Origin of the sequence: Streptomyces sp. NPDC007205 (assembly GCF_040634095.1) — a bacterium.
Lineage (GTDB): Bacteria > Actinomycetota > Actinomycetes > Streptomycetales > Streptomycetaceae > Streptomyces.
On the sequence record NZ_JBEYEW010000010.1, the window covers coordinates 156,122 to 182,241 of the forward strand.

Annotated in this window: 25 protein-coding genes and 1 tRNA gene; 17 read left to right on the forward strand and 9 right to left on the reverse strand. The window is 72.1% G+C overall.

Going from position 1 to position 26,120, the window contains the following annotated elements; translation table 11 throughout:
• The first annotated feature begins 144 nt into the window (after positions 1 to 144).
• The 5 genes from ABZ624_RS19190 to ABZ624_RS19210 all read left to right on the forward strand — a co-directional run bounded on the left by ABZ624_RS19190 (position 145) and on the right by ABZ624_RS19210 (position 8,485).
• On the forward strand, positions 145 to 1,350 hold the full coding sequence (locus ABZ624_RS19190; protein WP_360089804.1) for a DNA polymerase III subunit delta': 1,206 nt from the start codon (positions 145 to 147) through the stop codon (positions 1,348 to 1,350).
• A gap of 252 nt (positions 1,351 to 1,602) precedes the next feature.
• Positions 1,603 to 3,207: an alpha/beta hydrolase gene (locus ABZ624_RS19195; RefSeq protein ID WP_360089807.1), complete on the forward strand. Its 1,605-nt coding sequence runs from the start codon at positions 1,603 to 1,605 to the stop codon at positions 3,205 to 3,207.
• A 108-nt stretch (positions 3,208 to 3,315) separates the two neighbouring features.
• A tRNA-Thr gene (locus tag ABZ624_RS19200) sits at positions 3,316 to 3,392 on the forward strand.
• 194 nt (positions 3,393 to 3,586) lie between these two features.
• Entirely contained in the window at positions 3,587 to 4,480 is an 894-nt protein-coding gene (locus tag ABZ624_RS19205; RefSeq protein ID WP_360089810.1) for a glycosyltransferase, read from the forward strand.
• Positions 4,481 to 4,984: 504 nt separating this feature from the next.
• Complete coding sequence (locus tag ABZ624_RS19210) at positions 4,985 to 8,485, forward strand: BTAD domain-containing putative transcriptional regulator (RefSeq protein ID WP_360090039.1); 3,501 nt, start codon at positions 4,985 to 4,987, stop codon at positions 8,483 to 8,485.
• 22 nt (positions 8,486 to 8,507) lie between these two features.
• Here the strand turns inward: ABZ624_RS19210 and ABZ624_RS19215 are convergent, their stop codons facing one another.
• The gene (locus ABZ624_RS19215) at positions 8,508 to 10,208 is read right to left on the reverse strand and encodes a bifunctional 3'-5' exonuclease/DNA polymerase (RefSeq protein WP_360089813.1); all 1,701 of its coding nucleotides are present in this window, start codon (positions 10,206 to 10,208) and stop codon (positions 8,508 to 8,510) included.
• A 48-nt stretch (positions 10,209 to 10,256) separates the two neighbouring features.
• Entirely contained in the window at positions 10,257 to 11,036 is a 780-nt protein-coding gene (locus tag ABZ624_RS19220) for a Clp protease N-terminal domain-containing protein (protein ID WP_360089816.1), read from the reverse strand.
• A gap of 149 nt (positions 11,037 to 11,185) precedes the next feature.
• On the opposite strand from ABZ624_RS19220, the gene ABZ624_RS19225 reads away from it, so the two are divergent.
• On the forward strand, positions 11,186 to 12,295 hold the full coding sequence (locus ABZ624_RS19225; protein WP_360089819.1) for a DUF2786 domain-containing protein: 1,110 nt from the start codon (positions 11,186 to 11,188) through the stop codon (positions 12,293 to 12,295).
• 41 nt (positions 12,296 to 12,336) lie between these two features.
• On the opposite strand, the gene ABZ624_RS19230 is transcribed toward ABZ624_RS19225, so the two are convergent.
• The 3 genes from ABZ624_RS19230 to rpsN form a co-directional block, all read right to left on the reverse strand.
• Entirely contained in the window at positions 12,337 to 12,852 is a 516-nt protein-coding gene (locus ABZ624_RS19230) for a DUF4232 domain-containing protein (protein WP_360089821.1), read from the reverse strand.
• 112 nt (positions 12,853 to 12,964) lie between these two features.
• On the reverse strand, positions 12,965 to 13,450 hold the full coding sequence (locus tag ABZ624_RS19235; RefSeq protein ID WP_360089824.1) for a hypothetical protein: 486 nt from the start codon (positions 13,448 to 13,450) through the stop codon (positions 12,965 to 12,967).
• A 103-nt stretch (positions 13,451 to 13,553) separates the two neighbouring features.
• A complete protein-coding gene (gene rpsN / locus ABZ624_RS19240) occupies positions 13,554 to 13,862 on the reverse strand; it encodes a 30S ribosomal protein S14 (protein WP_360089827.1) in 309 nt (102 codons plus the stop codon).
• 110 nt (positions 13,863 to 13,972) lie between these two features.
• On the opposite strand from rpsN, the gene ABZ624_RS19245 reads away from it, so the two are divergent.
• The 4 genes from ABZ624_RS19245 to ABZ624_RS19260 all read left to right on the forward strand — a co-directional run bounded on the left by ABZ624_RS19245 (position 13,973) and on the right by ABZ624_RS19260 (position 15,587).
• The gene (locus ABZ624_RS19245) at positions 13,973 to 14,347 is read left to right on the forward strand and encodes a VOC family protein (RefSeq protein ID WP_360089830.1); all 375 of its coding nucleotides are present in this window, start codon (positions 13,973 to 13,975) and stop codon (positions 14,345 to 14,347) included.
• Positions 14,348 to 14,354: 7 nt separating this feature from the next.
• Positions 14,355 to 14,702 carry a metalloregulator ArsR/SmtB family transcription factor gene (locus ABZ624_RS19250; RefSeq protein ID WP_360089833.1) on the forward strand — a complete coding sequence of 116 codons (348 nt, stop codon included), beginning with the start codon at positions 14,355 to 14,357 and terminating at the stop codon, positions 14,700 to 14,702.
• Positions 14,699 to 15,172 (forward strand): SRPBCC domain-containing protein, encoded by a 474-nt coding sequence (locus ABZ624_RS19255; protein ID WP_360089836.1) that lies wholly within the window; start codon positions 14,699 to 14,701, stop codon positions 15,170 to 15,172. The genes ABZ624_RS19250 and ABZ624_RS19255 overlap by 4 nt, the downstream gene beginning before the upstream one ends.
• A gap of 145 nt (positions 15,173 to 15,317) precedes the next feature.
• Positions 15,318 to 15,587: a DUF397 domain-containing protein gene (locus ABZ624_RS19260; protein ID WP_351243994.1), complete on the forward strand. Its 270-nt coding sequence runs from the start codon at positions 15,318 to 15,320 to the stop codon at positions 15,585 to 15,587.
• An 89-nt stretch (positions 15,588 to 15,676) separates the two neighbouring features.
• On the opposite strand, the gene ABZ624_RS19265 is transcribed toward ABZ624_RS19260, so the two are convergent.
• The gene (locus tag ABZ624_RS19265) at positions 15,677 to 16,171 is read right to left on the reverse strand and encodes an ATP-binding protein (protein WP_360089839.1); all 495 of its coding nucleotides are present in this window, start codon (positions 16,169 to 16,171) and stop codon (positions 15,677 to 15,679) included.
• Positions 16,172 to 16,515: 344 nt separating this feature from the next.
• Here ABZ624_RS19265 and ABZ624_RS19270 point away from each other — a divergent pair, with 344 nt between their 5' ends.
• The 6 genes from ABZ624_RS19270 to ABZ624_RS19295 all read left to right on the forward strand — a co-directional run bounded on the left by ABZ624_RS19270 (position 16,516) and on the right by ABZ624_RS19295 (position 22,051).
• Positions 16,516 to 17,340 carry a helix-turn-helix transcriptional regulator gene (locus ABZ624_RS19270; RefSeq protein ID WP_360090042.1) on the forward strand — a complete coding sequence of 275 codons (825 nt, stop codon included), beginning with the start codon at positions 16,516 to 16,518 and terminating at the stop codon, positions 17,338 to 17,340.
• A 69-nt stretch (positions 17,341 to 17,409) separates the two neighbouring features.
• Complete coding sequence (locus ABZ624_RS19275; RefSeq protein ID WP_360089842.1) at positions 17,410 to 18,870, forward strand: aldehyde dehydrogenase family protein; 1,461 nt, start codon at positions 17,410 to 17,412, stop codon at positions 18,868 to 18,870.
• Between the two features lie 108 nt (positions 18,871 to 18,978).
• Positions 18,979 to 19,533 carry a DinB family protein gene (locus ABZ624_RS19280; protein WP_360089845.1) on the forward strand — a complete coding sequence of 185 codons (555 nt, stop codon included), beginning with the start codon at positions 18,979 to 18,981 and terminating at the stop codon, positions 19,531 to 19,533.
• A 24-nt stretch (positions 19,534 to 19,557) separates the two neighbouring features.
• Positions 19,558 to 20,199 (forward strand): PadR family transcriptional regulator, encoded by a 642-nt coding sequence (locus ABZ624_RS19285; protein WP_360089848.1) that lies wholly within the window; start codon positions 19,558 to 19,560, stop codon positions 20,197 to 20,199.
• A gap of 89 nt (positions 20,200 to 20,288) precedes the next feature.
• On the forward strand, positions 20,289 to 21,239 hold the full coding sequence (locus tag ABZ624_RS19290; RefSeq protein ID WP_360089851.1) for an ATP-binding cassette domain-containing protein: 951 nt from the start codon (positions 20,289 to 20,291) through the stop codon (positions 21,237 to 21,239).
• Between the two features lie 83 nt (positions 21,240 to 21,322).
• On the forward strand, positions 21,323 to 22,051 hold the full coding sequence (locus ABZ624_RS19295; RefSeq protein WP_360090045.1) for an ABC transporter permease: 729 nt from the start codon (positions 21,323 to 21,325) through the stop codon (positions 22,049 to 22,051).
• Between the two features lie 18 nt (positions 22,052 to 22,069).
• On the opposite strand, the gene ABZ624_RS19300 is transcribed toward ABZ624_RS19295, so the two are convergent.
• Both ABZ624_RS19300 and ABZ624_RS19305 read right to left on the reverse strand, forming a co-directional pair.
• The gene (locus ABZ624_RS19300) at positions 22,070 to 23,479 is read right to left on the reverse strand and encodes a glutamate decarboxylase (RefSeq protein WP_360089854.1); all 1,410 of its coding nucleotides are present in this window, start codon (positions 23,477 to 23,479) and stop codon (positions 22,070 to 22,072) included.
• Positions 23,480 to 23,504: 25 nt separating this feature from the next.
• Complete coding sequence (locus ABZ624_RS19305) at positions 23,505 to 24,794, reverse strand: ion channel protein (protein WP_360089857.1); 1,290 nt, start codon at positions 24,792 to 24,794, stop codon at positions 23,505 to 23,507.
• Positions 24,795 to 24,926: 132 nt separating this feature from the next.
• Here ABZ624_RS19305 and ABZ624_RS19310 point away from each other — a divergent pair, with 132 nt between their 5' ends.
• Entirely contained in the window at positions 24,927 to 25,706 is a 780-nt protein-coding gene (locus ABZ624_RS19310; RefSeq protein ID WP_360089860.1) for a MerR family transcriptional regulator, read from the forward strand.
• A 27-nt stretch (positions 25,707 to 25,733) separates the two neighbouring features.
• On the opposite strand, the gene ABZ624_RS19315 is transcribed toward ABZ624_RS19310, so the two are convergent.
• Positions 25,734 to 26,099, reverse strand: coding sequence for a YbjQ family protein (locus ABZ624_RS19315; protein WP_360089863.1), 366 nt, complete (start codon positions 26,097 to 26,099; stop codon positions 25,734 to 25,736).
• Positions 26,100 to 26,120: the final 21 nt, after the last annotated feature.

A 26,120-nucleotide genomic window follows, 5' to 3' on the forward strand; every position in this document is an offset into this window, starting at 1 on the left:
GGCCTGTCGCGGGCACCGCCCTCGCTTCTTACCGCCCTCGGCTTTCACCGCCCTCACCGCACCGTCCGTCGGACCGCGTTGTCAGTGCCCACCCGCACAATGGAGGGAAGGAACGCGGAGTGTGACGGAAGGGCGGCGTGACCCATGACCGTATGGGACGACCTCGTCGGGCAGGAGAAGGTGGGCGCGGTGCTCGACGCGGCCGCGCGGGACGCCGACGCCCTCGTCACGGCCGCCGCGGCCGACGAACCGCTGCCCGAGGCGTCGAAGATGACGCACGCCTGGCTGTTCACGGGCCCGCCGGGAGCCGGCCGGAACCAGGCGGCGAGGGCCTTCGCCGCAGCCCTGCAGTGCGTGAGCCCCGACCGCGCGCTCGGCGGTTCCCCCGGCTGCGGCTTCTGCGACGGATGCCACACCGCGCTGCTCGGCACCCACGCGGACGTCACCACGGTGGCCGCCGTGGGCTCCGAGATCCTCGTGAAGGACATGCGGGACACGGTCCGCAAGTCGTTCACCGCCCCGGCGAACGGCCGCTGGCAGATCATCCTGGTCGAGGACGCCGAGCGGCTGAACGAGAAGTCGGCCAACGCCGTCCTCAAGGCGGTGGAGGAGCCCGCTCCGCGCACGGTCTGGCTGCTCTGCGCCCCCTCCATCGAGGACGTCCTGCCGACGATCCGCTCCCGCTGCCGCCATCTGAACCTGCGCACGCCGTCCGTGGACGCGGTCGCCGACATGCTCGTACGGCGTGACGGCATCGAGCCCGCCGTCGCGACGGCCGTCGCCCGCGCCACCCAGGGGCATGTCGACCGGGCCCGGCGCCTCGCCACCGACCCGGCGGCCCGTGAGCGCCGCATGGCCGTGCTCAAGCTGCCGCTGCGCCTGGACGAGGTCGGCGCCTGCCTCAAGGCCGCCCAGGAACTGGTCGACGCGGCCGCCGAGGACGCCAAGCAACTCGCCGAGGAGATGGACGGCAAGGAGGCCGACGAGATGAAGACGGCGCTCGGCGCGTCCCAGGGCGGCCGGCTGCCGCGCGGCACGGCGGGTGTGATGAAGGACCTGGAGGACATGCAGAAGCGCCGCAGAACCCGCACGCAGCGCGACAGCCTCGACGTCGCCCTCGGCGATCTCACCGCCTTCTACCGCGATGTCCTCGCCCTTCAGCTCGGCTCCCGCGTGGCGATCGCCAACGCCGACGCCGAGGACGCCCTGGAGCGACTGGCGCGTGGCAGCACCCCGGAATCCACGCTCCGCCGCATCGAGGCGATCGCCGCGTGCAGCGAGGCCCTCGACCGCAATGTGGCTCCGCTGCTGGCGGTGGAGGCGATGACGATGGCACTGCGGGCGGGCTGACACCGCGCGGCGGGGACAGGTCGCCCCTGGCGCGGACACCGCTCTGACACGATCGGAGGTGCGGGTATGTCCCCGTGAGAGCCGTGCCCCGTGAGAGCCGTGCCCCCATGAGAGCCGTGCCCCATGAGAGCCGTGCCCCATGAGAGTCATCCCCCGTAAGAGCCATGCCCCCCGTACGAGCCCATGTCCTCCGTACGAGCCATAATTCCGACGTCTCGCCCCCGATCCGTCGCTCAGCGTTACGCTCGCTTGATGCACCTCAGGCCATCCCTCCGCCGGACCCGGGCCCCCCGCGCCCGGACGACGGCCCGCCTCACGGCAACTCTTCTCGCGGCCGTCGCCCTGCTCGTGTCCGCCTGCTCCTCCGGGAGCCCGACCACGTCGGCCGGCGGTGCGACGGACGCGGTGCTGGCCGCGCTGCCGCGCGCGACACCGTCGGCGCTGTCGCCGTACTACAGCCAGAAGTTGCGCTGGCGCAGCTGCGGTGTCTCCGGCTTCCAGTGCGCGACGATGAAGGCCCCGCTGGACTACGCCAAGCCCGCCTCGGGTGACGTCCGGCTCGCCGTCGCCCGGAAGAAGGCCACCGGCAAGGGCAAGCCGCTCGGTTCGCTGCTGGTCAACCCGGGCGGTCCCGGCGGCTCGGCGGTCGGCTACCTGCAGAGCTACGCGGGCATCGGCTACCCGGCCGACGTCCGTGCGCGCTACGACATGGTCGCGGTGGACCCGCGGGGCGTCGCCCGCAGTGAGCCCGTCGAGTGCCTCGACGGCCACCAGATGGACGCGTACACGCAGACGGATCTGACGCCCGACGACCAGCAGGAGCGGAACGCGCTGGTCACGGCGGACAGGAAGTTCGCGGAGAGCTGCGGGGCGCATTCGGCGCGGCTGCTGCGGCATGTCTCCACCGTCGAGGCGGCGCGGGACATGGACATCCTGCGGGCGGCGCTGGGTGATCCGAAACTGAACTACGTGGGGGCGTCGTACGGCACGTTTCTCGGGGCGACGTACGCCGGGCTGTTTCCCGACCGGGTGGGCCGGGTCGTCCTGGACGGCGCGATGGACCCCTCCCTGGATGCCCGGACGATGAACCTGGAGCAGACGGCCGGTTTCGAGACGGCGTTCCAGGCGTTCGCGAAGGACTGCGTACGGCACTCCGACTGCCCGCTCGGTGGCAAGGGCACGACGCCCGCGCAGGTCGGCGACCATCTCAGGGCGTTCTTCCGCAAGCTCGACGCGCATCCCGTCCCGGCGGGCGACGCGGACGGCCGCAAGCTCGGCGAGGCGCTGGCCACGACCGGGGTGATCGCGGCGATGTACGACCAGGGCACGTGGGAGCAGCTGCGCGAGGCGCTGACCTCCGCGATGAAGGAGAACGACGGCGCGGGCCTGCTCGCGCTCTCCGACAGCTACTACGAACGGGGCGCCGACGGCCACTACAGCAACCTGATGATGGCCAACGCCGCCGTGAACTGCCTGGACCTGCCGCCGGCCTTCACCAGCCCCGACCAGGTGGAAAAGTCGCTGCCCGCCTTCGAGAAGGCGTCCCCGGTCTTCGGTGCCGGCCTGGCGTGGGCGTCGCTGAACTGCACGTACTGGCCGGTGCGGGCCACGGGTGAGCCGCACCGCGTCCGGGCCCGGGGCGCGGCGCCGGTCGTGGTCGTCGGCACCACCCGCGACCCGGCGACCCCCTACCGCTGGGCACAGTCCCTGTCCCGCCAGCTGTCCTCGGCCCGCCTGCTGACCTATGTCGGCGACGGCCACACCGCCTACGGCCGCGGCAGCACCTGCATCGACTCGGCGATCAACACCTACCTGCTCCACGGCACCCCGCCGACCACGGGAAAGCGCTGCTCATAGCCCTCCCGCCGGCCCCGGAGCCACCCGCTCCGGGGCCGGTACGAAGCACCCTCGGAAACTGTGTAGACTTACCGACGTCGCTGATCGCACCATAGGTGCGGCAAGCGCGCCGCTTTAGCTCAGATGGCCAGAGCAACGCACTCGTAATGCGTAGGTCTCGGGTTCGAATCCCGAAAGCGGCTCCATGACAAGCCCAGCTCAGACAGTGTCTGAGCTGGGCTTTCTCGTTCAGTGGACGCGGCGTCGACGCCGGGTGGTCAGGGGCCGCAAAGTGAATCAGGGTCGGGTGAACCCGCGGACCTGAGGCAACATCTTGGTGAACGGCGGGCACCGCACGCTCAGGGGGCGGCGCCGCCGTCGGCCGGATGGGGTGAGTGACGTGGTGGAGCCGAGGATCGCCGTCGCCGTGGTGACCATGGGCAACCGGCCCGCCGAGGTCGACGCCCTGCTGGAGTCCGTGGCCAAGCAGGACCTCGCCCCCGCCCGCGTCGTCATCGTCGGCAACGGCTGCCGGCTGCCCGAGTTCGCCCGCAGGCTCTCCCTGCCCGGCGAGGTCACCACCATCGACGTGGAGGAGAACCTCGGCTGTCCGGGCGGCCGGAACGTGGCGCTCGCCCGGCTGCGGGAGTACGGCGACGTCGACATCGTCGTGGAACTGGACGACGACGGGCTGCTCGTCGACGCCGACGTGCTGCGCCGCGTACGGGACCTGTACGCCGCCGATCCGCGCCTCGGTATCGTCGGCTTCCGCATCGCCGACGAGCACGGCGAGACCCAGCAGCGGCACGTACCCCGCGTGGGCAAGTCCGACCCGATGCGCGGGGGTTACGTCACCGGCTTCCTCGGCGGCGGGCATGCCCTGCGCATGGCGATGCTGGCCGAGACGGGGGACTGGCCCGCCGAGTTCTTCTTCGCGCACGAGGAGACCGACCTCGCCTGGCGCGCCGCCGACGCCGGCTGGAAGATCCTGTACGCCCCCGAACTGCTGCTCCAGCACCCCAAGACCTCACCGGCCCGGCACGCCATCTACTACCGCGTCAACGCACGCAACCGCGTCTGGCTCGTCCGGCGCCGGCTGCCGTTGCCCCTGATTCCCGTGCACCTCGGAGTGTGGACGCTGCTCACCCTGGCCCGCACCCGCTCCGCGGCCGGGCTGAGGGCATGGTTCGCGGGCTTCGCGGAAGGGGTGCGGGAACCGGCCGGTGAGCGCCGCCCCATGCGCTGGCGGACGGTGTGGCGGCTGACCCGGCTGGGGCGCCCGCCGGTGATGTGAGGGCGGCCGCGCCTGTCAGGGAACCGGGTGCGAGGCCCTGCCGGTGGGCCGACCGGCGCGAAGGGGCGTGGCGGCGTCACGTCTGCACCTACAAGTACGCGGCCGTCGCCGCAGGGAACGGGACGGGGCCCCGGGCGTTCACCTCCGCCGACCGGGGCCCCTTGCGTCCCCGGACCCAGCCTGCGGCGACACTCCCCCGAGTTACGCGACATACGCGCGCGCCGTCGGGCCAGATCCGATGGAGATGATCACATCAGGATTCGCCAACGGATCGCTAACATGTGGCCAACGGTTCGTCGGCAGGTCGAGGATGCGTTGGCTTGAACTGGCCGACGGTATCCGGAAACAGGCCGTCGGACAGGCCGATTCGGGGCCGGACCGGCAGACAGAAGATGGCGGGAAACCGTTGTGGACAGGGCGGATTTCCGCCAGGGAACGGCGGGCACACGCTCGTCGCGGAGCACGGTCGGCCCCGACCGCACGGGAAGGCAGTGAAGCGGCGTGATGCGGCGGTGCGGGCTGCGGTTCGGACTGCTGGGACCGCCGGTCCTGTTCGACCGACCGTCATTCGGAATCTCGACCGAATCCCCCGGCGCCGATCCCGGCGAACCCGCGCCCGGCGGCACCCCTCACGGCAAGCCCACCGCCGACGGCTCTGACGGCCCTGACGGCTCTGACGCCGCTGACGACCCCGGCGGACCTGCCGCCTCCGGCACCCCGGGCGACTCCGCCCCCGGCAGCCTCATCCGTGCCATCGGCAGCCCCAAAGTGCGCGTGCTGCTCGCCGCGTTGCTGCTGGAGCCGGGCCGGGTCGTGTCGGTGGAGTCACTGAAGGACGCCCTGTGGGGCGGGGCGCCCCCGGTCTCCGCGCAGGCGTCCCTGCACAACCATGTGACCCGGCTGCGCCGCCTCCTGGACGACCCCGACCGGCTCAGGGCCGTACCGCCGGGATACGTACTGCGCGTCGATCACGGCGAGTTGGACGTGCACGTCTTCGACGCCCGGGTCGCCGAGGCGCGGGCCGCGCACGCCCGCCGGGACTGGCCGGGTGTCGTACGGGCCTGCACGGCCGGACTCGCGCTCTGGCGCGGCACCCCGCTCAGCGGGCTTCCCGCCGACCTCGGCGGCTACGCCCTGGTGCAGCGCCTGGGGGAGGCCCGGCTGCTCCTGCTGGAGTGGCGCTACGACGCCGAACTCGCTTTCGGCGGCGCCCGGTTGGCCGGTATCCTCCCCGAGCTGGCGGCGCTGGTCGCCGAGCACCCGCTGCGCGAGGCGTACCACCGTCAGCTCATGCTCGCCCTGTACCGCACCGGCCGTCAGGCCGAGGCGCTCGCCGTCCACCGTGATCTGCGCGCCCGCCTGATCGAGGAACTCGGCATCGAACCGGGCCCTGCGGTCCGCGAGGCGCATGTCGAGGTGCTGCGGGGGAGTGGCGAGGAGCAGCGGCGTCCGGGCGAGGAGCGTGGCGCCCGCCGACCGGGCGTGCGGAGCGATGTCCGTCAACCACGCCGGCACGACCGCCCCTTGGACGCCGACGCCGACGACGACACCGATGCCAACGCCGACGCAGACGCAGACGCCGACGCCGGGCAGGCGGGCGCGGCGCCAGTCCTGGACCCGAGCGGTGCGCCGGAGGCCCGGCAGATCCCGCGCCCGGCGCAACTTCCGCCTCCACCGGCCCAGTTCACCGGTCGTACCGATGTCCGCCGCGAGCTGTGGCACGCGCTCACCGAGCCGCCCGCTCCGGCTCCCGCCATCGCGGTGATCAGCGGCATGGCGGGCGTCGGCAAGAGTGCGCTCGCCCTGGATGTCGCGCATGGGCTGCGGGAGCGATTTCCCGATGGCCAGCTGTACGTCAACCTGCACGGCGCCACCCCCGGCATGACCCCGCTCCCCTCCGCACAGGCGCTCGCCGCGCTGCTCCGGGACCTGGGCGTCGAGCCCCGCGGCATCCCCGAGCACCCGGACGCGGCAGCGGCCCTGCTCCGCTCGCTGCTCGCCCCGGCACGCATCCTGCTGGTGCTGGACGACGCGGCGAGCGCGGCCCAGGTACGGCCCCTGCTGCCGGCCGGGCCGGGCTGTGCGGTGATTGTCACCAGCCGCTCGCCGCTGACCGCGCTCGACGGCGCCCGGCGCTTCCCGCTCGCCCCGCTGTCCGGCGAGGACAGCGCGGCGCTGCTCCGTGCCGTGAGCGGACGCGAGGGACTGGACGCCGGTCATGCGCTGGTCGAGCTGACCGGCCGGCTCCCGCTGGCGCTGCGCGTCGTCGCCGCCCGGCTCGCCGCCCGGCGCGCGCTCACCCCGGATGCGCTGGCGGGCCAACTGGCCGAGACCGGCGGGCGGTTGCGGAACCTGGAGTACGACGACCTGAGCGTCCGGCGCTCTCTGGCCGTCGCCCATGACGCGCTCGCCGCCGCCGAGCGCGAGGCCGACCGGGACGCGGCCCTCACCCTGCGCCACATCGGCGCGCTCGACCTGCCGACCTACGGCGCCCCGCTGATCGCCCGCCTCACCGGCACCGATGAGCGCCGCGCCGAGGCCGCCCTCGACCGCCTGGTCGACGTCGCCCTGCTGGAGGAGACGGCCTACGGCCGCTACACCCCGCACGACCTGGTCCGCGACTTCGCCCGCGAACTGGCCGACACGGGAACGGCCATGGGGGAGGGCGCGGCGAAGGGAACGGCGAAGGGAACGGCGAAGAGTGCGGGGAGGGAGCCGGGGAAAGGCACCGGCACATGGGGGCCCGGTGGCCCGTCCGGCGCCGAGCCGGGGCACGACGGTCACGGCCCGCACCGGGAAACCGCCGGTCAAACCGATGCCGCCGCCGTCGGTCAGACCGATGCCGCCGCCGTGTCCGGCTGCCTCCCGGTACCCGCTCCGGACCTGACCGCCCTGCGCTGGTACGCCGCCGTGGCCGAGCGGCTGCTGGAGGCGATCGCGGAGCCCGGGCTCGACCTGGACGACCGGCGTCGGCCGACCTCCGCGCAGCCGCCGGAACACGCGACGGACCTGGCCGGGATGGCGCACTTCGACTCCGCCGAACAGGCCTTCGCCTGGGGCGAGGTGGAGCTGGAGAACGTGGTCGCCCTGGTGTCACGGAACGCGGACACGCCCGACGCGGACCGGGCCTCCTCTCTCTCGGCGCTGGCCCGGCTGCTCTTCCCGTATGTCCAGCGCAGCGGACGGGTCGCCGAGATGGAGGTGCTGGGGCGGGCCGCGCTCGGCGCGGCGCGGCGGCTCGGGGACGCGGCGGCCGAGGCGTACGCGCTGGGCGACCTGGCGGGCCTGCACTTCCTGGCCGGCCGGCACAAGGACGCCCTCGCCCTCACCGACCAGTCCCTGGAGATCTGGCGGCGGCTCGGAGTGGCCTCCCGGATCCGGCGCTGCCTGAACAACCGCGGGCTGCTGCTGGAGGGGCTCGGGCGGTTCGCGGAGTCCGGGGAGGCGCTGCGGCAGAGCCTCGCCTGCTCCCGGCAGCTGAACGACCCCTACGGGGAGGCCGTCACCCACAGCCACCTCGGCAACCTCTACGAGCACACCGACCCGCGCGCCGCCATCGAGCAGCACCGGCGCTCGCTGGCGATCGGGGACGCGATCGGCGCGGTCATCGTGCAGCACTCGGCGCACTGCAACATGGGCTACGCCCATCTCGCCCTGGGCGAACCGGGCGCCGCCGCCGAGCACTTCGAGGAGAGCCTGCGCATCCTCGGCGGCCACGGTGACTGGCACGGCGAGTCCCAGACCCGGCTCGGCCTGGTCCGTGCGCTGCGGCAGCTGGGGGAGACCGAGCGGGCGGGCCGCGAGTGCGCCGAACTGCTCGGCCGGGCCGACGCCCGCGCCGACCGTTACATGGGCGGCCTGGCCCGGCACCAGCAAGGGCTGCTGCTGCGCGCGCAGGGACGTCGGCCGGAGGCGCACGACGCCTGGCAGGCGGCGCTGGCGGCGCTGGACGGCACGGACGAGCAGGCGGTCGTGACACAGCTGCGAGAACTTCTCGCGGAGTGACCGAAGGGCACCGGAGCAGCGCTCACTTGGCGTCGGCATAGCACTCCACCACCGCCGTCGTGAACGGGAACCGCACCGGTGTCTCGCCGAAGATCAGCCGGCCGGCGAGGTCGGCGGCGGCGCGGATCGCCTGGACGACCGTGTCGGCCTCCTCGGCAGGGCAGTGCACGATCACCTCGTCGTGCTGGAAGAAGACCAGCTCGGCCTTGAGGCCGGCGCAGGCCCGGCGGAGCGCGGCGAGCATCAGCAGGGCCCAGTCGGCGGCGCTGCCCTGGACGACGAAGTTCCGCGCGAAGCGGCCCCGCGCGCGGGAGTTGACGGAGGCGTAACCCGGAACCCAGGCGGCCCGGCCGTCGGCCCGCGTCTCGGCGTCGTCCTCACCGACGGGGATGCCCGCCTCATCCGCCGCGTCCTCGCCGGCCCCGGCGGCCGGCGGGCAGGTGCGGCCCAGCCAGGTGCGCACCAGCCGGCCCTCCTCGCCCGCGCGGGCCGCCTCGTCGACGTAGGCGACGGCCTTCGGGAAGCGGCGGCGCAGCGCGGCCAGGTTCTTCAGACCGTCGCCCGAGGTCTGGCCGTAGACCGCGCCGAGCACGGCGAGCTTGGCCTGGTCGCGGTCGCCGGAGAAGGCACGGTCGGAGACGGACTGGTAGAGGTCGCTGTCGCGGCCGGCGACCTCCATCAGGCCGGGGTCCCGGGAGATCGCCGCGAGCACGCGCGGCTCCATCTGGTCGGCGTCGGCCACCACCAGCCGCCAGCCGGGGTCGGCGACCACGGCCCGGCGGATCACCTTGGGGATCTGCAGTGCGCCCCCGCCGTTGGTCACCCAGCGTCCGGTGACCGTGCCGCCGGCGAGGAACTCGGGGCGGAAGCGGCCCTCGCGCACCCAGTCCTGCAGCCAGGACCAGCCGTGCGCCACCCAGATGCGGTACAGCTTCTTGTACTCCAGCAAGGGGGCGACGGCCGGGTGGTCGACGGACCGGATCTCCCAGCGGCGGGTCGAGCGCACCTTGATCCCGGCCTGCGCGAACGCCTTGACGACGTCCGCTGGCAGGTCGGGCCGCACCCGGCGGCCGAAGGCGGCGGACACCTCGTCGGCCAGCTCGGCGAGGCGGCGCGGCTCGCCGCCGCCCGCGTACCGCTCGCCCAGCAGGTCGTGCAGCAGGCCGCGGTGGACCTCGGCGCTCCACGGCAGGCCCGCGTGGTTCATCTCGGCGGCCACCAGCATGCCGGCCGACTCGGCGGCCGTGAGCAGGCGCATCCGGTCGGGCTGGGCGGTCCGCTCATGCCGCCTCAGCTGCTCGGCGTAGACCGCGAGGAGGTCCGTCAGGGGCAGCCGGGTGCCGGCGGGCTCGAACAGCGGGGACTGCGCGCCCGGTTCGGCCGAGCGCTGGGGCGGGTCGGGCGGCACGGGGCCGCCCCGGAGGCGGGCCAGGGCGGCGGCGGCCGAGTGCGGCTCGCCGTACCGGCCCTCGTGGCCCAGCAGGAGTGTCTCGGCGTCCTCGATGTCGTAGCACCGCTCCACTCGCACCCCCGTGGCGAGCAGACGCGGGTAGACCTCGGGGGTGGACCGCCACACCCAGCGCGTCACCTCCGGGCGGCTCCGCACCGCCCCGGCGAGATCGCTCTCCCGCCGCACCGGCCCGGCGGGCAGCCCGTCCCGGCCGAGGGGGGCGACGTCCACGCCTCCGTCCTCGGCCGGTGCGAGTGCCCACCGGTCGGTCATGACTGCGAGTCTGGCAGGCGGCTCTGACAATCGGCTTGACCTGCGGGTTCAGTTCTCGGTCGGGTGGGGTTCGGCCGCTTGCGCGCCGGCTGCCTCCGTGGCCGCCGCCTTCGTCTGCTCCGTCAGCAGCGCCAGCACCTTGGCGATGTACTGCTCGGTCGCGGCCTTGGTGATGCCGAGGTCGCTGAGGACGCCCCGGCCGTTCTCGTGTTCCAGCAGGGCCAGCAGGATGTGCTCGGTGCCGATGTAGTTGTGGCCGAGCCGGAGGGCCTCGCGGAAGGTGAGCTCCAGGACCTTCTTGGCGTCGGGGCCGTAGGGGATGAGGTCGGGCACCTCGTCCGCGGCGGCCGGGAGCGCGGCGGTCGCCGCCTGGCGTGCGGCGTCCAGGAGGACGCCCTGCTCGGTGATCGCCTTCGCTGCCAGACCCTCCGGTTCGGCGAGCAGCCCGAGGACCAGGTGTTCGGGGCGGCCCTCGGGGTTGCGGGCGGCCAGTGCCTCGTTGTGCGCGGACACGACGACGTTCCGTGCGCGCGGGGTGTAACGGCTGAAGTCGGCCGCGCCGAGGTCGGCGGACTCCTTCGACACGAACCGCTTCTGCGCCGCCTGCCGGGTGACGCCCATGCTCCTGCCGATGTCGGTCCAGGAGGCGCCGGAGCGGCGTGCCTGGTCGACGAAGTGGCCGATGAGATGGTCGGCCACGTCGCCGAGGTGATCGGCGGCGATCACCGCGTCCTCCAGCTGCTCGAGAGGCTCGGAGTGGGTTTTCTTGATGGCCTCGATGAGGTCGTCGAGGCGTACGGATGCCGTGGGGTTCGGATTGGTAGCCATGCGTCAACCGTAGGTTGACACCCCCAAACTGTCAACCATCAGTTGACAGTCCTTTCCAGTGCCGGCGGCAGCCCCGGTCCGACCCCTTCATCCACAGCCTGTGGACAGTGCTCGGCCCGCTGTTGGTGGCGCATGGCACGATCGACGATGTGACCAGCACTGCCAGCACCGTCGAGCGGGCTTTCCGGGCCGCCCTCTACGACGACACCGACACCGGCCTCGACACCGGCGCCTCCCTGCTCGCCGCCGACCCCGCCGCGGACGCCGAACTCGCGCGCCGGGGTGCGGAGTTCGTCGCGACGGCCTGGCGGCGCGGCTGGCAGCCCGCCGACGTCGTACGACTGGTGCGGCGCGAGCTGGACGACGCGCATGTGCGCCGGGCCGCCGCGCTGATCCGCGCGCAGGCCGGGCAGGACCGCCCGCGCGGGCGCCGCTGGGCCGCCCAGCTGATGGAGCTGCCCGAGGGCCCCGCCCGCGAGACGGACCGCTTCACGCAGGCCACGACCGCGCTGGAGCTGTACCGCCTGCTGCTGCGCCTGCCCACCCTGGAGCCCCTGGAGGAGGAGTCCCGCCCTGCCCCCGGCCCGGCCGCCTCCCGCATGCTCACCCGCATCCGCGCGCTGCTCGCCAAGGCCGAGGCGACGGGGTATCCGGAGGAGGCCGAGGCGCTCAGCGCCAAGGCGCAGGAGCTGATGGCGAGACACAGCGTCGACGAGGCGCTGCTCGCGGCCGGGGCCCCCGCGCCGGACGCGCCCGGCGCCTGCCGGATCGGCGTCGAGCCGCCGTACGAACAGGCCAAGGCGGTCCTGCTCGACGCCGTGGCCGGCGCGAACAACTGCCGCGCGGTGTGGCACGGACCGCTGGGCTTCTCCACGGTCGTCGGCTTCGAGGCGGACCTGGAGGCGGTCGAGCTGCTCTACACCTCGCTGCTGGTGCAGGCCACGCACGCGATGACCAAGGCGGAGGCCGCGCAGAGAGCCGGCGGACGGAAGCGGACCAAGACCTTCCGGCAGTCGTTCCTGGCCGCCTACGCCCACCGCGTCGGTGACCGGCTCGCGGCCGCCGCCGGGACCCAGGTCACCCAGGACCTGCTGCCGGTACTCGCCACCAGGGAACTGGCCGTCACCGACCGGCTGGAGCGCATGTTCCCCGAGACCACCACGACCCGGCTGCGCGGAGTGAGCGACACCGCCGGGTGGACGGAGGGCGCGCGGGCGGCGGACCGCGCCCAGGTCAGGGCCCGCCCCCGGCTGGAGTGACACCGCCGGGCCGGAGTGACACCGCCGGGCCGGAGTGACGCTCAGTCGCCGACCTGCTGGAAGGCGCTCACGGAGGCGTCGGGGCCGCTCCCGCCGGCCTGGGCCGCGACGGGGCCGTAGGACCAGGGGAAGCTCCGGACGTTGGGGGAGCCTGGCAGGCTGATGGTCACGGTCTTCGCGTCCACGCCGGTCTTGTCGCCCGCCTTGCCGCGCACATAGCCGATGGTGAAGGACGCCGAGTCGCCCTTGGCGAGCTTGAGCTTCTGGGCCTTCGCGCCCTTGAGCGCCGGCACGTCGGTCTTGGTGCCGCCGGCGTTCAGGACGACGCCCGCGAAGTGGTCCAGGGTGCAGGGTTTGCTCTGGTTGGTGATGCTGACGGGAATCTCGCCCGTGTCACCGGCCTTCGGCGCGATGCTCGCCGACCCGATCTGCACGGAGACCCCGCCGATCTCGCAGGCAGAGCTGTTCTTGCTCTCGCTCTTGCTCCCGCCGCCGTTGCAAGCGGTGAGCAGCAGGGCGGCGGCGAGGGCCGTGACGGTGAGCGGAATGGCGCGCATGAGCAGGTCCCATCGAGGTCGTGACGGTGCCCCTGCATCATGGCGTCTGCGCGCCGCCCCCGCTCGCACACCCCCTCGGAATCATCACTTCAGGTGGCACGCCCCGCCGGCGTCACTTCTTCACCCGGGTCGGCGGTGCCGACGGCAGCGTGCCGCCCTCCGCCTTGGTGTACGTCTCCCGGCCGGTTTTCCCCGACCAGTTGACCGTCATGCCCTTGCCGTCCACCGAGTCGACCATGCCGGTGACCCGGTCCTTGTCGCCGTCGGGGCAGGTCAGATGGATCATCTGCATCCCCGCCTCCTCGCCCGCGGCCCCCTGGCACCAGGTCTTGCGGCCGGTCACGAACAGCCCGGCCTTCTTCCCGGTGATCACCAGAGCCACGATCTTGCCCCTGCTCGTGGTGAGCCAGCTGCCCTGGAGCTTGCCGGAGGCGCCCGTCACGGCCGCGGAGCCCGAGCTCGCGGTGGGTGTCGCGGTCGCGCTCGGCGGCGCCGAGGAGGCGCTCTTGCCGCCCCCGCCGCCACCTCCGCCCCCGCTGCACGCCGTCAACGCGGCGAGCGCACCCACCAGCCCCGCGGCCACGGTCGCGGTCCGCACCCTCGCAGTCGCGCTCCTTGCTGTCGCAGAACTCACCGGAAAACTCCCAAGCTGTAGCGGCCGGCCGCCCTCGGCCGGACGGCCCGCAGCAAGCTACCAGCAGTTACCGGGAGGACTTCCGGACGCCGGGCAGGAATCCGTTGTGAGCCTGCCCGCGCAGGTTCACCCGGGCCAGGCCGAAGGCGCGCAGACACCCGCGCGGGCGGCCGTCGGCCTGGTCGCGGTTGCGCACGCGCGTGGCGCTCGTGTCCCGCGGCTGCCCGCGCAACTCGGCGCGGGCGGCGATCCGTTCGGCCTCCGTGGACCACGGCCACCGGATGATCTTCTTCAGCCCGGTGCGCCGGTGGGAGCAGGAGATGCGGTTGCCGAAGCCCGGCCGGGCCCCGGTGAGCAGCCCGCTCGCGCGGGCCATCGAGGACGCAAGGGGGATGGCGCTGGTGCCGTACTCCAGCAGGTGAGCGCATATAGGTAGGCAATCGCCTACGGTTGACGCGTAGGGGACGGTCTACCTATTCTCCGGGCATGGCCATCACCCACGCCTCCTTCGTCACGCTTCCGGTCTCCGACCAGGACCGCGCCCTGCGCTTCTACCGGGACGTCCTCGGTTTCACCGTCACCGCCGACCGCGACATGCCCCAGGGCCGCTGGCTCCAGGTGGCCCCCGAGGGGGCTCGGACCGTCTTCACGCTCTCCGGGCCCGGCATGGGCGGTTTCGAGCCCGGCTCCGCGCGGGGGATCATGTTGGTCACGACCGACGTCGACGCGGACTGCGCCCGGCTCGCCGCGGCCGGGACCCCCGTACAGGGACCGGACGAACTCCCGTGGGGGCGCGTGGCCTCCTTCACGGACCCCGACGGCAACGGTCTGATGCTGCTGACGGAGAAGGAAGGCTTCTGACCGCTCCATGAACGGGACGGGTACCGCCGCCGAGGACCGCGTCTTCGCCGCGCTCGCCAACGCCACCCGCCGCGAGGTGCTGCGGCTGCTGCGCGAGCGCGGACCCCAGCCCGTCCAGGCCCTGGCCGACCACTTCGACATGCGCCGCCCGAGCCTCTCCGAACACCTCAGGGTGCTCCGGGAGGCCGGCCTCGTCTCCGAACAGCGCTCCGGGCGGCAGCGCATCTACCGTCTCGAGGCGGCCCCGCTCGCCGAGGTGCAGGACTGGCTCCACCCGTACGAGCGGTTCTGGCGCGAGCGGCTGAAGGGTCTCGGCGATCTGCTCGACAGCATGCCCGACGATCAGCCCTCATGAGCACCGCACCCGGCGATGACGCGGACGACCTGACCACCCTCCGCGTCGACCAGTTCTTCCCGCATCCGCCCGCCAAGGTCTGGCGCGCCCTGACCGACCCGGACCTGCTCGCCCGCTGGCAGATGCCCGGCGCCGAGGACTTCCGGCTGGAGGTCGGCCACCGGTACCGGATGACCTCCGTCCCGCGTCCCAGCTCCCGCTTCTCCGGGGTCGTGGAGGTGTGCGTCCTCGCCTACGACATCGAGCGGATGCTGTCCGTCCGCTGGGACGACGCCGATCCGGCCAATCCAGCGGACTGGACCATCACCTGGATCCTGGAACACGAAGGGCGCGGTACGCGTCTCTTCCTAGTGCACGACGGTTTCGATCCGGACGACCCGGCTCAGCTGATGGCGCGGAAGATCATGGACGGGGGATGGCGCGGGCATGTCCTGCCCGCACTGGGGCAGACGCTGGACCAGCTTCGGTAAAGCGGACGTCAAACCTGTAACCGTGGGAGCACCGCGCGTGCACGTGCATTTGCTCATGCACCTGCACATGAACGGGTTATGATCCGGTTCAGTTGACCAGAGCATCTATGGCCACACCAGCCAGTGCACCACCGGGGAGCGACCTGTGGACCGCGACGTTGACGGCGTGTACGGGGGGTACGACGTGTACAACGGCATGGCTGCCGAGCAGTTGGTCGGCGTGGCCTGGCAGAAGAGCAGGCACAGCAACTCGCAGGGTTCCTGTGTGGAGTTCGCGCGGCTGCCGGGCGGCGAGGTCGCCGTCCGCAACTCGCGTTTCCCCGACGGCCCGGCGCTCGTCTACACGCGCGCGGAGATCGAGGCCATGCTGCTCGGCATCAAGGACGGCGAGTTCGACCACCTCATCGTGAGCTGACGCCCCGGAACCGGGCCCGGGGCGCACCGTTGGCAACGATGTCGGAGTGACGCGCGTAGAAACCGCGCGTCCGTCGGTGCGCCGCAACGTCAGCCGGCCCGGCGGAGCCGGAACAGCGCCCAGACGACCTTGCCGTGGAGGGTGCCGGCGAGCGGGTGCCAGCCCCAGCTGTCGGCGAAGGAGTCGACCAGGAACAGCCCGCGCCCGGACTCGGCGGAGAAGTCGTCCGAGTCGCGCGGGACCGGCGTCTCGTGACTCGGGTCGCGCACCGCGCACACCAGCCGCTCGCTCCAGCGCATCAGGTGCAGCCGCACGGACGGGGCGTGTTCGGAGCAGCCCGCGTCCCCCGGGAGGGCATGGCGCAGGGCGTTGGTGACGAGTTCCGAGACGACGAGACATATGTCGTCGAAGCGGTCGCCCGCGTCCCACTGGTCGAGGGTGGCGCGGGTGAAGCGCCGGGCCTCGCGCACCGCGTCGTACCGGGCGGGCAGGGCGCAGGAGGCGGCGTCGGACACGGCCGCGGGATCCAGCGGCGGAAGGCCCTGCCGTAACGGCTTGAGCATGGTCGATCCATTCGTCCCCATGCGAGGCACTCCCGGGAGTTCGCGGTCGTTGCGATGCGGCGGTGGTGCGGCACCATGGTTTCGGATGCGCACAGCAGATGCAAGGGCAGATGCACGTGCACGCGACCGAAATGACACTGCCCGTACCGCTTCTTGGCCATTTTTTCCGCCATCTTCCCGGCGATTGTCGCCAGTGGTCCTGACCTCTTACCGAAACCGGCAGACAGGAACGGCCCCGGTCTTTCCGTTTCCGTAACCGGGCGAGTACTGCTCGAAGTGTTTTAGTGGCAGACTGCGGGCCCTGAAGACGGTTGGGGAGGCTGACGAAGGTGAGCGCGGGAGAGCCCGGATCGGTGGTGCGGCGGATGCTGCTCGGCTCGCAACTCAGGCGACTGCGTGAAGCTCGGGGTATCACGCGCGAGGCGGCGGGATACTCCATCCGCGCCTCCGAGTCGAAGATCAGCCGTATGGAGCTGGGCCGGGTGAGCTTCAAGACCAGAGACGTGGAAGACCTGCTGACCCTGTACGGCATCACGGGCGAGGCGGAACGCGAGTCACTGCTCTCCCTCGCCCGCGAGGCCAACGTGGCCGGCTGGTGGCACAGCTACACCGACGTCCTGCCCAGCTGGTTCCCCACCTATGTGGGCCTGGAGGGCGCCGCGTCCCTCATCCGCGTCTACGAGGTGCAGTTCGTCCACGGCCTGCTCCAGACCGAGGAGTACGCCCGCGCCGTGGTCCGGCGCGGCATGAAGGGCGCGAGCCCGGCGGACGTCGAGCGCCGGGTCGCCCTGCGCATGGAGCGGCAGAAGCATCTGCTGGCGGACAACGCCCCCGAGTTCCACATCGTCCTCGACGAGGCCTCCCTGCGCCGCCCCTACGGCGACCGCCAGGTCATGCGCGGCCAGCTGCAGCACCTCATCGACCTCTCCGAGCGGCCCAACGTACGGCTGCAGGTCATGCCGTTCAGCTTCGGCGGGCACTCCGGCGAGAGCGGCGCCTTCACCATCCTCAGCTTCCCCGACGCCGACCTGTCCGACGTCGTCTACGTGGAGCAGCTGACCAGCGCCCTCTACCTGGACAAGCGCGAGGACGTCGCCCAGTACGAGCAGGCGCTCAAGGAGCTGCAGCAGGACAGTCCGGGCCCCGACGAGAGCCGGGACCTACTCCGAGGTCTCCTTCAACTCTCTTGACAGCTAAGTACGATGACGTGTGATCAGACCTTGACCAGGATCTGCGTCCGCTAGTGATTGAGGGATCACATGTCGTCCTACTTCACCGACCTGGCCCAGCAGTACATCGACGGCGAGTGGCGTCCGGGCACCGGCTCCTGGGACGTCATCGACTTCAACCCCTACGACGACGAGAAGCTGGCCTCGATCACGGTGGCCACGGCCGGCGAGGTGGACCAGGCCTACCGGGCCGCGGCCCGCGCCCAGAAGCAGTGGGCCGCGACCAACCCCTACGCCCGCCGTGCGGTCTTCGAGCGGGCGCTCAGACTCATAGAGGACCGCGAGCAGGAGATAGCCGACCTGATCATCGCGGAACTGGGCGGCACGCGCGTGAAGGCCGGTTTCGAGCTGCACCTGGCCAAGGAGTTCCTGCGCGAGTCGATCCACCTGGCGCTGCGCCCCGAGGGCAGGATCCTGCCCTCCCCGGTCGACGGCAAGGAGAACCGTGTCTACCGGGTACCGGTCGGGGTCGTGGGTGTGATCAGCCCCTTCAACTTCCCCTTTCTGCTGTCGATCAAGTCGGTCGCCCCGGCGCTCACGCTCGGCAACGGAGTGGTCCTCAAGCCGCACCAGAACACCCCGATCGCGGGCGGCACCCTGATCGCGAAGATCTTCGAGGAAGCCGGGCTGCCCGGCGGCCTGCTCAACGTCGTGGTCACCGACATCGCCGAGATCGGCGACGCGTTCATCGAGCACCCGGTCCCGAAGGTCATCTCCTTCACCGGCTCCGACAAGGTCGGCCGGCATGTGGCCACCGTCTGCGCCGCGAACTTCAAGCGCTCGGTGCTCGAACTGGGCGGCAACAGCGCGCTGGTGGTCCTGGACGACGCCGACCTCGACTACGCGGTGGACGCGGCGGTCTTCAGCCGGTTCGTCCACCAGGGCCAGGTCTGCATGGCCGCGAACCGCGTGCTCGTGGACCGCTCGATCGCCGGCGAGTTCACCGAGAAGTTCGTCGCCAAGGTGAGGTCGCTGAAGGTCGGCGACCCGCGCGACCCGCAGACCGTTATCGGCCCGGTGATCAACTCCCAGCAGGCGAACGCCATTTCCGGAGCCGTCGAGCAGGCCGTCGCCGAGGGCGCCACCGCCCTCCTCCGCGGCGGCACGTCGGGCAACCTGGTCGAGCCCAGCGTGCTCACCGACGTCCCCGCCGACTCCGCGCTGCTGCGCCAGGAGATCTTCGGCCCGGTCGTCTTCCTCGTCCCGTTCGACGGTGAGGAGGAGGCGCTCCGCATCGTCAACGACACGCCGTACGGCCTCAGCGGCGCCGTCCACACCGGTGACATCGAGCGGGGCGTCGCCTTCGCCAAGCAGATCGACACCGGCATGTTCCACGTGAACGACGGCACGGTCCACGACGAGCCGATCGTGCCGTTCGGTGGCGAGAAGCAGTCCGGGATCGGCCGACTGAACGGCGAGACGACGCTGGAGGCGTTCACGACCGTCAAGTGGATCTCGGTGCAGCACGGCCGCAGCGCCTTTCCGTTCTGACGAATTCTCGCCACGACCGGTACTTGCGGACAGAACCTGACCGCAAGGGCCCGTAACGTCATCGGTGTCAGGGCGAGAGTCCCGGTGGACCGATGAAAGGCGGCCGTCATGGTCAAGCACGTGCCTGCGGAGGCGAAGGGCGACGAGCGAGGAGCGCTGCTGGCGTTCATCGAGGAACAGCGCGGCGGGATCCGCCGGGCCCTGCTCGGTCTGACCGAGGAACAGGCCCGCACCCGCCCCAGCGCCAGTGAGCTGTCCCTGGGCGGCCTGCTCAAGCACGTCGCCGAGGTCGAGCAGGGCTGGGTCGCCCGGGCCAGGCAGGAGCCGCCGGCGGTCCGGCGTGACGAGTCGAACTGGCACGAGTGCTTCCAGCTGACCGACGACGAGACGGTCGCCGGGCAACTGGCGTACTGGGAGGAGGTCGCCGCCGAGACGGAGAAGTTCATCCGCTCCGCGCCGAGCCTGGACGATACCTTCCCGCTCCCGCCGGACCCCTGGTTCCCGCCGCAGGCCCGGGTCTCGCTGCGCTGGCTGTGTCTGCAGCTGATCCGCGAGACGGCCCGGCACGCCGGCCACGCCGACATCATCCGGGAATCCCTGGACGGAAAGACGGCCTTCGAGCTGGTGGCCCAGGAAGCCCAGGGCCAGGGCGCCTGGGGGTGATCGCGGGGCCCTAACCTGGACCCCATGTCAGCGATCCGACTTCTCGTGCTGGGCGCGGTCCGCCAGCACGGGCGGGCCCACGGCTACCAGGTCCGCAACGACCTGGAGTACTGGGGCGCGCACGAGTGGTCCCACGCCAAGCCGGGTTCGATCTACCACGCCCTGAAGCAGATGGCCAGGCAAGGGCTGCTGCACGCGCACGAGATCGCGCCGTCCACGGCCGGCGGCCCGCCCCGCACCGAGTACGAGCTGACCAGCACGGGCACCGAGGAGTACTTCGCCCTGCTGCGCGCCGCGCTGGTCACCTACGACCAGCGCGGCGACGTGAAGGCGGCGGCGATCGGCTTCATGGTCGACCTGCCGAGGCCCGAGGCGGTGGCGCTGCTGAAGGAGCGCACCCGCCGGATCGAGGCCTGGCGCTCCTCGGTCACCGAGCACTACGTGCCCGAGGGGGGACCGGGGCAGCTCGGCCACATCGGCGAGATCATGAACATGTGGGTGCACACGGCCGACTCCGAGGCCGAGTGGACCCATGGCCTTGTCGCGCGCATCGAGAACGGCGCGTACACCTTCGCCGGTGAGGGCGAACCGTTCGTCGGCGTGCTCGCCGAGGGCGAGGCGAACCCGTACGCGACGGGGGAGCGGCATCCGGAGGACGACCGCTGACCGTGTCCGACGACTGATCAAGTTTGACCAATGCCGGGTCCGGCGTTACGTTCGAGCATGTAGTCAAACTTGACTAGCAGAGGAGCGGCATGGCCGACCCGGTGATCACCGTCGAGGACGCACACAAGACCTATGGCACCGAACACGCCCTGAACGGGCTCGACCTGAGCGTCGCACGGGGCACGGTGCACGCCGTGCTCGGCCCCAACGGCGCGGGCAAGACCACCCTGGTCCGGATCCTGTCCACCCTGCTCAGGCCGGACGGCGGCCGCATCCGGGTCGCCGGGCACGACGTGCGCGCCGAGGCCCGCGCGGTGCGCCGCCGCATCGGCCTGCTCGGCCAGTACGCGGCCCTGGACGAGCAACTGGACGGCCGGCAGAACCTGGAGATGTTCGCCCGGCTGCACCACCTCGGCGCCCGCCACGCGCGCGTACGCGCCACCGAACTCCTGGAGCGCTTCGACCTCACCGGCACCGGCCGCACCCCGGTCGCCCGCTACAGCGGCGGGATGCGCCGCCGCCTCGACCTCGCCGCGTCCCTGATCACCGACCCCGAGGTGCTGTTCCTCGACGAGCCCACGACCGGCCTCGACCCGCGCGGCCGTACCGAGGTCTGGGCCGCCGTACGGTCTTTGGCCGGCGCCGGTACGACGGTCCTGCTCACCACCCAGTACCTGGAGGAGGCCGACCAGCTCGCCGACCGCGTCGCCTTCGTGGACCACGGCCGGGTCGTCGCCGACGGCACCCCCGACGAGCTGAAGACCCTCACCGGCGGCGACCGCGTCGACATCGTCCTGCGCGACGCCGGCCGACTCGGTGCCGCCGTCGCCCTGCTCCCCCTGGAGGGGGTTTCCGTGGACACCGACCGCCGGCTGCTCAGCGCCCCGGTCACCGACCGCATGAGCGCACTGTCCGCTGTCGTACGCGCCCTGGAGGCCGCCGGCATCGAGGCGGCGGACGTCGCCCTGCGCCGTCCCACGCTGGACGAGGTGTTCTTGCACCTCACCGGGGGCCGGAACCGAGGGAGGGAGGCCGCGTGAGCGCGACGCGAGTGAGCGGGGCGAAGGCGGGCGGTGCGAAGGCGGGCGGTGCGCCGGCGTACGCGCTGACCGACTCCTGGACCATGACCCGGCGCGAACTGGCCCGCTGGGGCCGGCAGCCCGGACAGCCGCTGGTCGCGCTGGCCTTCCCGGTGATGCTCCTGCTGATGTTCGGCTACCTGATCGGCGGCGGCCGGGGCGTCACCGGTGACTACGTCGACTTCCTGGTGCCCGGCATGCTCGCGCTCACCATGGCCTTCGGCCTGGAGGGCACCATGACGGCGGTCACCCAGGACCTCACCAGGGGCGTCATCGACCGGTTCCGTTCCCTGCCCATGGCGGACGGGGCGGTCCTGGTGGGCCGTTCGGCCGCCGACATGCTCCAGTCGGCTGCCGCGCTGGCCCTGGTGACCGGTGTGGCGTACGCGCTCGGCTGGCGGGCGCACGGCGGCCCCGGCGCCTTCCTGGCCGCCGCAGGACTGCTTCTGCTGTTCCGCTTCGCCATGCTCTGGATCGGCATCCATCTCGCCCTGGTCGCCGGCCGCCCGGAGATGGTCCAGGCCGTGCAGATCCTCGTCTGGCCGGTCGGGTTCCTCTCCAACGCCATCGCCGCCCGCGACTCCATGCCGCACTGGCTCGGCACGGCCGTCCAGTTCAACCCCCTGTCCCAGACGGCGACGGCCGTACGCGACCTCCTGGGCAGCCCCGGCGGCGAGGCGGGCCACGTCTGGCCGGCCGTCCTGTGGCCCCTCGCCCTGCTGGCGGTGTTCCTCCCACTGGCGGTACGGAGGTTCGCCCGCCTCGGGCGGTAGCCCAGGGCCAGGCCCTGTCTAGTGGTGGAAGCCGGTGGCCGACTGCTTGTCCCGGGTGAGCGGATGCGGCTGCCGGCGCAGCTCGGGCAGCAGGCGGGTCAGGTCGTCCAGGAACAGGTCGGCCAGGTCGTGCGAGAAGCCGTTGCGGCACACGATCCGCAGCACGGAGAGGTCCTCGCGGTGCGGCGGGAAGGTGTACGCGGGCACCAGCCAGCCGCTCTCGCGCAGCCGCCGGGAGACGTCGAAGACGTCGTACGCCGTGACGTCGTCGGCCGTGGTCAGCGCGAACACCGGCAGCTCGTCGCCGTGCGTGAGCAGCCGGAAGTCGCCGAGCGCCGCGATCTTCCCGGCGAGCGAGGTCGCCACGTCCCGCGTCGACTGCTGCACCGCGCGGTAGCCCTCGCGGCCCAGGCGCAGGAACGTGTAGTACTGGGCCACCACCTGGGCGCCGGGCCGGGAGAAGTTGAGCGCGAACGTCGGCATGTCCCCGCCCAGGTAGTTGACCCGGAAGACCAGCTCCTCGGGCAGTGCCTCCCGGTCCCGCCACAGCGCCCAGCCGACCCCCGGGTACACCAGCCCGTACTTGTGCCCCGAGGCGTTGATCGAGGCCACGCGCGGCAGCCGGAAGTCCCACACCAGACCCGGGTCCAGGAAGGGCGCCACCATGCCGCCGGACGCGCCGTCCACATGCACCGGGACGTCGAGCCCCGTCCGCTCCTGCAGGGCGTCCAGGGCCGCGCACAGCTCGGCGATCGGCTCGTAGGAGCCGTCGAACGTCGAGCCGAGGATGCCGACCACCCCGATGGTGTTCTCGTCGCACAGCTCGGCGGCGGCCTGCGGGTCCAGATGGAACCGGTCGCCCTCCATGGGCACCTGCCGGGCCTCCACCTCCCAGAAGTTGCAGAACTTGTCCCAGCACACCTGGACGTTGACGCCCATGACCAGATTGGGCCGCGCCCCGCCCTGATAGCGGCCTTCGTTGCGCCTCGTCCAGCGCCGCTTCAGCGCCATCCCGGCGAGCATGCACGCCTCGCTCGACCCGGTCGTGGAACAGCCGACGGCCGCCGACGGGTCCGGCGCGTTCCACAGGTCGGCGAGCATCGCCACACAGCGCCGCTCCAGTTCGGCCGTGCGCGGGTACTCATCCTTGTCGATCATGTTCTTGTCCCGGCACTCCGCCATCAGCACCCCGGCCTGCGGCTCCATCCAGGTGGTGACGAACGTGGCCAGATTCAGCCGGGAGTTGCCGTCCAGCATCAGCTCGTCGTGCACCAGCTGGTACGCCGTGGACGGGGCCAGCGGCGCGTCCGGGAGCCGGTGCGTGGGCGGGGCCTCGGTCATGCCGCCGACCGGATTGGCCTCTCCGAAGAACGGGTTGACCGCCATCGTCCGCTCATCGTGCTTCGCGGGTCCTTTGTGCAGGGCCATGAACGTGCCTCCAGGGAAGGTTCTTTCAGCGGACCGGGGTGCCGTCCCCGCGCAACTGCATCTGCGGGCGCCCCGTCACCAGCAGCCAGGCCGGCAGCGAGGCGATGCACAGCAGGGCGAGGATGCCGGGCGAGGCGACGAGTACCGCGGCGGTGAACAGGCTCACCCAGCCCTGCCGGGTGACCGCCAGGAGCATGCCCAGGACGGCCGTCGCGACGCCCACCGCGGGATGCACGGCCGGAACGAGCGCATGGGCGCACAGGCCGAGGGCGCTGCCGATGAAGACCGCCGGGAAGATCCGGCCGCCCCGGAAACCGCAGGACGCGGCGACGAGCAGCGCGGCCAGCTTCACCACCGCCATCCCGGCGAACTGCCCCGCCGACCAGCCGTCCGGACGGCGGGCCAGCTCCCCGATCTCCGACAGCCCCTTGAACAGCGTCAGATGGCCGCCCAGCGCCCCCAGAGCGCCCAGCACGACCCCGCCGGCCGGAAGCATCAGCATGGGGTGCCGCAGCCGCCGGAAGGCCGCGTGGACGTACGGGAAGGCGTAGACGGCGCACATGCCGAGCAGCGCGGCGGCCGGGGCGATCACGAGGGCCGCCAGGACGTCCTTCCCGTCCGGGTGGCCCAGGGGCGGGAGCCCCAGGTCGAAGGTCGGATGGGACACCAGGGTGGTCGTGACGGCCCCGCACGCGCCGGCGGTCAGCGGCGCGAACAGGTTGTCCCACAGCCGTCCGCGCATCGGACGCCCGGCCAGCGCCTCCGAGATGACCAGCGCCGCCGCCACCGGCGTGCCGAACAGCGCGCCGATCGTCGCCGACTCGGCCAGCACGGGCCACAGGCTGCCCGGCGTCCGCGGCATCAGACGCGCGCCGAGCCAGGCCGCGAGGCCCACGTTCACGGCGATGATCGGGTTCTCCGGGCCGAGACTCGGCCCGCCGGCCAGCATCAGCCCGGTCGCCAGCACCAGTCCGGGCAGTACGACCGGCGCCATGACCGGGGCGTTGAGCCCGAGGGTCGCCGGATCGGGCCCGGCGTGGCCCGGCACCTTCCAGACCACCAGCCCGACGGCGATCCCGGTCGCCACGAGCATGACGAACATCCACGGCACCGAGTAGCGCCCCACCCCGAGCGCGTCCGGCAACGGCCCCCACAGCACGCGCTCGAACCTCTCCGCCGCCGCGCTGACCCCGACGAAGACCAGGCTCGCGACCACGCCCACGACCACGGCGGGCAGGATGTGGGGCAGCAGAGCCCGTGCCGGGGCCGTGGGCGAGGTGGCGGGCGCCTCCTGCGCGTCGGTTTCCTGGGCCACGGGCTCACCATAAGCGGACAAAATGCACACAACATCCCGAACATCCCGGCCGTCTCGCACGGAAACCGGCTTGCACCTCACGTGACGTGAGGCCTCAGCGTGGACGGCGTACCGACGACAAGGAGCGGAAAAGTGAGCTACTCCGTGGGACAGGTCGCGGGGTTCGCCGGAGTGACGGTGCGCACCCTGCACCACTACGACGAGATCGGTCTGCTCGTGCCCAGCGAGCGCACGTACGCCGGCCACCGGCGCTACAACGACGCCGACCTCGACCGGCTCCAGCAGATCCTGTTCTACCGGGAGCTCGGCTTCCCGCTCGACGAGGTCGCGGCCCTGCTCGACGACCTGGCCACCGGCAGAGGTGACCCGTGCGCACACCTGCGCCGCCAGCACGAACTGCTGACCGCCCGGATCGAGAAGCTGCAGAAGATGGCCGCGGCCGTGGAGCACGCCATGGAGGCACGCAAGATGGGCATCAACCTCACCCCGGAGGAGCGGTTCGAGGTGTTCGGGGACAAGGACCCCTTCAACGAGGAGTACGCCGAGGAGGCCGAGCAGCGCTGGGGCAGCACCGAGGCCTGGGCCGAGTCCCGGCGCCGCGCCTCGCGCTACACCAAGGAGGACTGGAAGCGGATCAAGGCCGAGGTCGACGACTGGCAGGAGCGGTACGCCGCCCTGGTGGCCGCGGGCGCGCAGCCGTCCGGTGAGGCGGCCATGGACATGGCCGAGGAACACCGGCAGCACATGAACAGGTGGTTCTTCGAGGTCCCCTACGAGATGCACCGGTGCTTCGGCGACATGTACGTCTCCGACGAGCGCTTCAAGGCGTACTACGACGCCATGGGGCCCGGCCTCGCCGAGCACCTGCGCGACGCGATCCTCGCCAACGCCGACCGGCGCACCGCCTCCTGAGCGGTCCTGGCCCGGGAGTGCCCGGGTTCACTCCCGGGCCAGGACCACCGCCGTGCCGTAGGCGCACACCTCGGTGCCCACGTCCGCGGCCTCGGTCACGTCGAACCGGAACGCCAGCACTCCGTTGGCGCCACGCGCGCGTGCCTGTTCCACCAGGCGTTCCATGGCCTGGTTGCGGGTCTGGACGAGCGTCTTGGTCATCCCCTTCAGCTCGCCGCCGATCATCGACTTCAGCCCGGCGCCGATCTGGCTGCCGAGGTGCCGCGACCGCACGGTGAGCCCGAACACCTCGCCGATCACCTGCTGCACCCGGTATCCGGGCACGTCGTTCGAGGTCACGACCAGCACGTCCGACTGGGGAACCTGGCCGCCGCCGTAGTCATCGAGTCCCATGCGTCACAGCTTTCTCCCAGT